This window comes from Synechococcus sp. R55.3 (assembly GCF_047461975.1).
Lineage (GTDB): Bacteria > Cyanobacteriota > Cyanobacteriia > Thermostichales > Thermostichaceae > Thermostichus.
Window position 1 is genome coordinate 1 of record NZ_JANSIG010000112.1, and the last position, 8247, is coordinate 8247.

Annotated in this window: 7 protein-coding genes, 2 tRNA genes and 2 pseudogenes; 6 read left to right on the top strand and 5 right to left on the bottom strand. The window is 59.2% G+C overall.

Annotated features, from left to right (window positions below; translation table 11 throughout):
* Window positions 1–267, top strand: a pseudogene (locus NW849_RS13250) (hypothetical protein); the annotation flags it as partial.
* Window positions 268–296: 29 nt separating this feature from the next.
* Here NW849_RS13250 and NW849_RS13255 read toward each other — a convergent pair.
* From NW849_RS13255 to NW849_RS13265, 3 genes and pseudogenes are all read right to left on the bottom strand, one after another.
* A pseudogene (locus NW849_RS13255) lies at window positions 297–815 on the bottom strand (IS5/IS1182 family transposase); the annotation flags it as partial.
* A tRNA-Leu gene (locus tag NW849_RS13260) sits at window positions 811–891 on the bottom strand. The gene NW849_RS13260 and the pseudogene NW849_RS13255, both read right to left, overlap by 5 nt.
* A 110-nt stretch (window positions 892–1001) precedes the next feature.
* Window positions 1002–1946, bottom strand: a complete 945-nt coding sequence (locus tag NW849_RS13265) for a PLP-dependent cysteine synthase family protein (RefSeq protein ID WP_414358191.1) — start codon at window positions 1944–1946, stop codon at window positions 1002–1004.
* Window positions 1947–2119: 173 nt separating this feature from the next.
* Here NW849_RS13265 and NW849_RS13270 point away from each other — a divergent pair, with 173 nt between their 5' ends.
* The 3 genes from NW849_RS13270 (at window position 2120) to NW849_RS13280 (ending at window position 4823) form a co-directional block, all read left to right on the top strand.
* Complete coding sequence (locus tag NW849_RS13270) at window positions 2120–3253, top strand: cob(I)yrinic acid a,c-diamide adenosyltransferase (RefSeq protein ID WP_414358194.1); 1134 nt, start codon at window positions 2120–2122, stop codon at window positions 3251–3253.
* 98 nt (window positions 3254–3351) lie between these two features.
* Window positions 3352–4041, top strand: a complete 690-nt coding sequence (locus NW849_RS13275) for a lysophospholipid acyltransferase family protein (RefSeq protein ID WP_414358197.1) — start codon at window positions 3352–3354, stop codon at window positions 4039–4041.
* The gene (locus NW849_RS13280; protein ID WP_414358199.1) at window positions 4038–4823 is read left to right on the top strand and encodes an alpha/beta fold hydrolase; all 786 of its coding nucleotides are present in this window, start codon (window positions 4038–4040) and stop codon (window positions 4821–4823) included. The genes NW849_RS13275 and NW849_RS13280 overlap by 4 nt, the downstream gene beginning before the upstream one ends.
* Here NW849_RS13280 and NW849_RS13285 read toward each other — a convergent pair.
* Together NW849_RS13285 and NW849_RS13290 are read right to left on the bottom strand one after the other, a co-directional pair.
* The gene (locus NW849_RS13285; RefSeq protein WP_414358201.1) at window positions 4801–5526 is read right to left on the bottom strand and encodes an HAD-IA family hydrolase; all 726 of its coding nucleotides are present in this window, start codon (window positions 5524–5526) and stop codon (window positions 4801–4803) included. The two genes, NW849_RS13280 and NW849_RS13285, sit on opposite strands and share 23 nt — an antisense overlap.
* Window positions 5523–6485: a PhoH family protein gene (locus NW849_RS13290; RefSeq protein ID WP_414358203.1), complete on the bottom strand. Its 963-nt coding sequence runs from the start codon at window positions 6483–6485 to the stop codon at window positions 5523–5525. Before NW849_RS13290 ends, NW849_RS13285 begins: the two co-directional genes overlap by 4 nt.
* 573 nt (window positions 6486–7058) lie before the next feature.
* On the opposite strand from NW849_RS13290, the gene NW849_RS13295 reads away from it, so the two are divergent.
* Entirely contained in the window at window positions 7059–7607 is a 549-nt protein-coding gene (locus NW849_RS13295; RefSeq protein ID WP_011433891.1) for a hypothetical protein, read from the top strand.
* A 156-nt stretch (window positions 7608–7763) separates the two neighbouring features.
* Window positions 7764–7854, top strand: a tRNA-Ser gene (locus NW849_RS13300).
* Window positions 7855–8247 lie beyond the last annotated feature (393 nt).

Sequence of the window (8247 nt, forward strand, 5' to 3'; positions counted from 1 at the left end):
TACCCCCGCACTGGCTACCAGGTTCCTTCCCTGGACGAGTTGATGCAGGATAGGGGCGGCCCGGATCCCTATCTCGGTGAAGCAGACTCCTCGGCCTATTCCGCCGGCATTTATCAGCGGGTACGGGAGCAACATCACGGATCACAGGGCTCTGCCGTACTTTGGATGGCTGCTGCAGTCGTCTTGGTCGTCGGATCGTTTGGGTTGGGATTTGTAGCCGTGCAGCCCTTTTTGCGCAACAACCCACCGTCCGTGCAGGCACCCTAAGAGCTGTTCACAGGATGCCCCAAAACTTGCTAGGTTCTGTTGGTCTTTATATTTGTATATTTGAGCCAGAAGAGAGCACCTGGGAAGTCGAGAAAGCTCAAGAAGTTCCTGGCCAACTTGTCAAAACGAGAAAACAAATGCCGATACTGCTTCAGCTTCTGAAAAAAGCACTCTACTGGGTGCCTCTCTCTGTAAACATGCCGGTCGTAATCTTGCACCACCCTCCTCTTCTTCCTAGAAGGAATCACCACCCGACTCTCCCCTATCCTCTGCGTAAATCGATGGGAATCCTATCCTCTATCCCCTATCACTTTCGTGTGTTCTTCTTGCCAGCTGTATCCACCTCGACTCCTGCCCAAGGCTTGCTCCCCTTTGGCTGCGCAGGGGTGAGCACGAACGATGGTTGAGTCCAGGACAAGATGCTCTCAATCGGGTTCTGTGATGAAGAACTGAAACATTCTCTCCCAGACTCCCAAGCGACTCCAGCGATGGAATCTTGGGTAAATGGTGTACCACTTTCCACATCTTTCCGGGAGGGATCGATGCGGATGGCGAGACTCGAACTCGCAAGGCAAAGCCACACGCCCCTCAAACGTGCGCGTATACCAATTCCGCCACATCCGCTTCCGAGCCTAACCATCATAGCGACAGAAGGGTGGAGTTGTTAAGGGCATTGGCCATTTTGCAGCCGACGGCTTGTCCTGCCTTGTTGACATACTCCCCATGCCTGAAAGTTAATCCTCTGTCCAGAAACGCTCGGAAAGATACTTGTCAGCCCCGTCGCAAAAGATGGTCACCACCACTCCAGAGGAGAGCTGACGGGCCACCTCTAGGGCTGCCACCACATTGGCCCCGGCAGAGATGCCCACCAGCAAGCCTTCCTCTAAAGCCAAGCGCTTAACCATTTTCTGGGCTGCTTCTGTGGAGATCTCGATGTGCTGGCCGGGTAGGGTGGGATCGTAAATCTCAGGTTTTAGAGCGGTGGCCATGTGCTTGAGCCCTTCCAGGCCATGGAAGGGAGAGTCGGGCTGCATGGCAATGATTTGGATATCCGGGCGATACTCTCGCAGGCGCCGCCCCACCCCCATACAGGTGCCGCTGGTGCCTAGCCCGGTAACAAAATGGGTGACCTGCCCCTGGGTTTGCTCCCAAATCTCCACCCCAGTGGTTTCGTAGTGGGCTTGCCAGTTGGCGGGGTTGCTGTACTGGTCAGGGTAGAAATAAAGCTCGGGGTTTTCCGCATAGAGGGCGCGGGCTTTCTCGATGGCCCCATCGGATCCCAGAGCGGGATCCGTCAGAACCAAGTCCACGCCATAGGCAGCCAGGATCTTCTTGCGCTCTGGGCTGGCGTTGGCGGGAAGGGCCAGCTTGACTTTGTAGCCCAAGGCCGCCCCGATCCAGGCATAGGCGATGCCGGTGTTACCGCTGGTGGCATCGAGGATGATCTTGCCGGGGGTAAGCTTGCCCTGGCGTTCGCCAGCGCGAATCATGTTGAGGGCCGGGCGATCCTTGACTGAACCCCCAGGGTTGTACCACTCTGCCTTGCCATATACCCGTACCGATTCCGGCAAATCGGCAGCAACCCGCCGCAGACGGATCAGCGGCGTCCCCCCCACCAGCTCAATAGGGCTATCCACAGCAGGGAGCAACGGGCGAGAAGAAAATGCAGTCGGATACAAGGGGGATCCCTCGCTAGACAGGCATCGGCTGGACAACCATTGCTCATCTTACCCCGGTCTTTCCGGCCTCTTGGGAGCTTTTTAGGTTTCTCTTTCCTGCCCAAGCTCTGGCTAGGCTCTAAGATGGGGGTAGAAGAGCGGGATCTTCCCACAGCGGGGTGACGCGGAGGGGCATGGCAGAAATCGGGATTGTAACTGCCCAACAGTTCGACCGGCGACGGGGCCAGATCCATGTCTACGACGGCGAGGGCAAAGGCAAGTCTCAGGCGGCCCTGGGGGTTGTGCTGCGTTCGATTGGCTTGGGGATCGAAAAGGCGGCCCCCAGCCGGGTGTTGCTGGTGCGGTTTCTCAAGGGGCCAGGCCGAACCTATGCTGAGGATGCGGCCATTGCGGCTCTGCAGCGAGGCTTCCCCCATCTCATCGATCAATTGCGCACCGGGCGGGGAGAGTTTTTCGGCCCAGATGAGATCACCAAGTTTGACCGTCAGGAGGCCCGCCGCGGTTGGGATGTGGCCAAAGGGGCTTTGGCGTCGGGGTTTTACTCGGTGGTGGTGCTGGATGAGCTCAACCCGGTGCTGGATCTGGGCCTGTTGCCTGTGGAGGAGGTGGTCAGTACCCTCAAGCAAAAGCCGGAGGCCATGGAGGTGATCATCACTGGTCGGGGTGCTCCTAAGGCAATTATCGACCTGGCGGATTTGCATTCGGAAATGCGCAGCCTGCGTCGGACGGCGGATCCCCGCAACGGCGAGCTTCCTTCCAGCGGCATCGAGATCTACACCGGCAACGGCAAGGGAAAATCCACCAGCGCTCTGGGTCGGGCTCTGCAAGCCATTGGGCGCGGCATCAGCAAGGATCTCTCCCATCGCGTGCTGATCATGCAATGGCTGAAGGGGGGAACAGGCTACACCGAGGATGCAGCCATTCGGGCCTTGCGGGAAAGCTACCCCGATTTGGTGGATCACCAGCGCTGCGGTCGGGATGCCATTGTCTGGCGGGGCAAACAACAGGAAATCGACTATGTAGAAGCGGAGCGGGGCTGGGAGTTGGCGCGGGCGGCCATTGCTTCCGGCCTGTACAAAACCATCATCCTGGATGAGCTGAACCCGACAGTGGATCTGGAGCTGTTGGACGTGGAGCCGATTGTGCAGGCTTTGCTGCGCAAGCCGCGCGATACGGAGATCATCATCACGGGGCGCTGCCATGCCCCCTTACCTTACTTTGAGTTGGCCTCTGTCCACTCGGAAATGGTGAGCCACAAGCACTATGCCGAGCAGGGGGCCGATCTGCGGCGCGGGGTGGACTACTGATGGGATCCTTGCTGCTACACAACGCTGTCGCGACTGCAGCGGTTGGGCAACCTTTGCCCTCGGCCAGATCTGATCTCTCTTGGCCACCGGATCCCAGGATGCTGGCCCAGTTGTTGCTTACCCTTTTCCAGACGGAAGTGTGGGTGGAGGGAGGGGAGCGTGTTCCTGCTGGCCCGCTGGTGGTGGTGAGCAATCACCGCAGTTTTCTGGATGCACCGGTGCTGATCGCGGGGTTGGACCGACCGATTCGCTTTGCCTGCCATTACTACCTGGCTCAGGTGCCGCTGCTGCGGGAAATCGCCCTGGCTTTGGACTGCATTCCCCTCAAGCAGGGATCCCGACAGCAAATCCATTTTTTTCGCCAGGCGCAGGCCAGTTTGGCAGCGGGGGTGGGTGTGGGGATCTTCCCAGAGGGGGCGGAGCAGATCACCCGTGAGACCTCGCCTGGGGAGGTGGGGCGGTTTCAGCCGGGTTTTGCCCACCTGGCGCTGGCGGCAGCGGTGGATCCCTTGCCGATTCTGCCGGTGGCGGTGTGGGCGCAGGAAGAATGGCGGGGGATGGATATTCCCATGGCTTTTTTCCGCTGGTTTGACCCCACTGAACCCCGATTTCAACAGGAAGGGGGACATCCGGTGGTGTTGTATCGGCGGGTGGTGCTCAGGGTGGGATCCCCCCTTTGGGTGGGCAGGAAGCAGCGCCAGGGATCCCGACGCGAGCGAATGCAGGTCATTCAAGAGCTAACTGCAGCGGCCCGAGAACAGGTGCGATTGGGATTGGCAGAGCAATGAGGAAGTTGAGTGGCGAGCCGGCAACGGGAGCGGTCGGTCAGGAGCGGCCCCTGCTGCTGTATTTGCCCGGTATGGATGGCACAGGTACGTTGTTTTACCGGCAGGCGCAGGCTCTGCAGCGGGAGTTTCGCATTCGCCCCCTGAGTTTAAACCACCCGGAAGCGGGGGATAGCTGGGAAACCCTGGCCGATTGGGTGGGATCCCAGCTAGAAGCGGGGGCGTACTTGTGTGGAGAATCCTTTGGGGCCTGCCTGGCCTTGTTGGTGGCCGCCCAATGGCCGGAACGGTGCCGTGGCCTCATTTTGGTCAATCCAGCCTCGTCGCTGCGACGTAGGCCCTGGTGGTGGGCAGGACATGTTCTCTTGCCCTTTTTGCCGCCGGCGCTCTATCACCAGTTGTCGGAGCGAGGGTTGGGGGCTTTGGCGGAGCTCAGCCAAATGGAGCCGCCGGATCGGGAGCGGCTGCGCCAGGCGGTTCACAGTGTTGAGCCCACAGTGGCTGCCCAGCGCTTGGCTTTGCTGGGATCCTTTGTTGTGGAGAAGCTGCCTCTGGAGTTGATGACCATGCCGACTTTGCTGGTGGCAGGGGGCCGGGATCGCCTCTTGCCCTCGGTGCAGGAGGTGGGCCGACTGGCGGAACGGCTGCCCCAAGCACAGATAGAGATCTCTCCCCAGAGCGGCCATGCTTGTCTGCTGGAGCGGCAGATGAACCTGCGGCGTTACCTGCTCAAGCCAGGTGGCCTTTTCACCCCCCTGCTGCTCAATTCTGCTTCGGCCCGTTGAGCATGGAGAGGGATCCCCACAGATCTTCTATCCGCTCTGGGCCGGAGCTCTCCTTCCCCTCTCGATCCAGCCAAAGGGCCCTCAAGCCTGCTGCTTTTGCCCCCTGGTAGTCTTCGCGGTGGCTGTCGCCAATGTGGCCGGCGGCTGCGGGGGGGATCCCGTGGGCTGCCAGGGCAGCTTGGAAGATGCGGGGATGGGGCTTGGCATAGCCCACTTGGGTGGAGAGGGTGAGGCTGGAAAAGTAGGGATCCAACTGCAACTGCTGTAGCACTCTGGGCAAGCGGCTGTCGAAGTTGGAGATCACCCCCAGCCGGATCCCTTCCTGCTGCAGGGCCCGCAAAACCGGCAGCGTCTCGGGATACAGCTCCCAAGGATCCGCCCCGGCAAAGTGCTCAAACAGTTGGGTGAAGAAGTCCTCAAACCGGTGCTCTCCGAAGGCAGCCAGGGATCCCACCTGGGCAAATGTCTCCCGCACCACCTGACGCCACCAGGCCTGCTCCCAATCCGGCAAAGGGGATCCCGTCAACCCTGGGCAGGCCGGGGCTGGAGCCCGGGCAAAAACTCGGCCAAAAGCGCGATCCAAGGCTTGGGGATCCACCCTCACCCCGTACTCCGCTGCCACCTGGCCGTAAACCTGGCCCACACTGCCCCGCACCCGAAACAAAGTGCCCACAGCGTCGAAAAAGAGCACCCTCAGCCTCACGACTGCCCCTCGTAGCGCGCGTAGGCATCGACAATCCGCTGCACCAGAGGGTGGCGCACCACATCCCGCTGGTCGAAGTAGCAAAAGGCAACCCCCTCCACCCCTGCCAGAATGCGCTCCGCGGCGGCCAAGCCCGACGTGCGATGTTTGCCCAGATCCGTTTGGGTGAGATCCCCGGTAACCACCATGCGCGACCGGAACCCCAGCCGGGTAAGGGCCATCTTCATCTGCTCAGGGGTGGTGTTCTGGGCTTCATCCAAAATAATGAAGGCATTGCTCAAAGTGCGGCCTCGCATGTAGGCCAGCGGCGCCACTTCGATCACCCCCTGCTCCATCAACTGCGGCAGCTTGGCCGGGTCAATAAACTCGAATAGGGCATCGTAAAGGGGCCGCAGATAGGGATCCACCTTTTCCACCAGATCCCCCGGCAAAAACCCCAGTTTTTCTCCCGCTTCCACAGCCGGGCGAGTCAAGATCAGGCGCTCATACTCTCGGTTTTGCAGAGCCGTGATGGCCACAACGGCAGCCAGATAGGTTTTGCCGGTACCCGCCGGCCCGATGCCAAAGCAGAGGTCATGGGCGCGAATGGCTCGCACATACTCCTGTTGGCGGGGCGTCTTCGGTCGGATGAGCTCCCCTTTGCGGGTGCGGGCCAAAACTCCTGCTTGTGCTTGCTGATAGGCGGCAGCCTCCTGGCCGGAGAGGGCGCGAAAAGCTTGCTCTGCATCGATCACAGTAACAGGGTGTCCAGTTTGCCAAAGCGGCTTCAGCAATTCTAGCCATTGCCGCACCTGCTGCCGCTGTTGAGGAGTGCCTTTCAGATACAGGTCTTGTCCGCGCAGCGTTACAGAGGCACCGCTGGAGCGACTGATCCACCTCAAGTTGGCCTCCTGAATGCCCGCCAAAGACATGGCCTGCTGAGGATCGGACAGAGAGATGATTTCGAAGTCAGTAGAGATGGAAGTGGGGTTGTCGTGCATGCGGTGGGCGCCGGGCACCCTGCGAGACCTATGACGGCGATCTTATCAAATCAAAAGCGCTTGCCAGAGCGCTCCGGGTCGGGGAGAGCCCAGGGGTCGAGTGCAAGAGTGCTCAACAGGGGATTGCACAAACTAATGTGTTCCAGAATACGAGTCTCTGGAAGATCTGCACCAAACCCGGATTTGGATTCTGGTCTTTATGGGCAGCCAAGTCACAGGGGATTAACAACTCTCTAAGGTTCCCTAAAAAAGTATTGCAAAGGGCTCTTTTTTCGGGAATAGCTCCTATTCATCAAGTAAAGTTGATCTATTGCTAAAGGGGCTTGAACTCCCAACCTCTCATCCGTTTGGGCAAGAGCTTGAGGTTTTCAGCTCCGTTGGGCATCGTGCATCTGACATTCTCTACCCAGCAGGGGAGATGTGGATAGGTTGGTCTCTTACAACCCTTCCCTAGACACATTTTTGGGATCCCTGCGGCTCCTCAATCTCTGGGGAGGGAGCCCATCCTTTCTGGAGTCATTTTGAAAAATCAGATGGAAAAAGGAGAGATAGATGTTTACCCAATCTGCGTCTGATACCCTGGGGTTGGCACAACTGGATTTGGCGCAAATTCCGCGGCAGATCACCTGCGATGGCAGTGACTTGGATTGGAGCCAGGCCCTGGCCATCGAAGGGATCCAACCTGAAGAAGAAGCTTTACAGGCTTGGATGGCTTTCCGTGACCTGCGGGTGAACCAAGAGGCGGGCAACATTTTACGCTGGCAAGGGCGTCCGTTGCGGGCCAGCCGTATCCGCTTTTTCCCCAGGAATGTGGCTTGGCGCTATGGCTTCTCGTTTTCCACCAGCATCCGCTCGCCCCTTGGCAAAGGGATCCCGACCCCTGAGGAGTGGCGCTACCCGGGCCTCTGCCGCTACGGGATTGTGCTGTTTCAACCCAACGCCCAACTGGTGGCCCATCAGGTTTTCGAGTCCTCGCCAGAGCAGCCCCAAGAGGTGGATCTGGATCCCAACCTGGATATTGCCTTCAACATCAATGACGCCAAGGGCAGCTACGGCGACAATAGCGGCAGCTTCGATATTTACCTGCAGGTGGTGAGCTAGACTCACCCAACCCCAGGAGGGATCCCGGCTGATCGCGATAGCGGGACGGAGTCTTTGCAGAGCGGGTCAGGGGGCAGTTGTCGGGTGGGATCCCATCCCCTACAATAGGTGAACTGGTGGCTGGATCCCAGCCTGCTTGTTGCCCCTGCTAGCCCTGGAGAGGTGGCTGAGTGGTCGAAAGCGGCTTCCTGCTAAGAAGTTACGGGGCCCAAAAGCTCCGTCGAGGGTTCGAATCCCTCCCTCTCCGTTTCTGTAGTTGACCAAGAAAACTGGGTTGCAAGCCCCGTCCTACCGCTGCGCGGCAGCAAGCTGAACAGGGCGGCTTTGTGCTATGGTGCTGGTTGAACTCCGCCAACTTGAATATGGCGCAGTGTCAACAGGAAAAGTATCTGCGAGTTCATCCCAGTAGTTGGGGTCATGGCATCCCCCATCACTCGCAAGGGTGGTGTGGCTCAGGAAGTGGGGATCATCCTGCGACCTGGGAAAGAATCCTTACCCTTTAGGGCAGGGAGAATGTCAACCTCGGTTGCAATTTCACCCCCTTCTGAGCGTTTATGTGGCAGGCGTGGCTTCTGAGTCAGTGGGGGGTGGCACTCTGGCTCAACCTGGCTCTGGTGGTGCTGGGTCTGCTGAGCCCTCA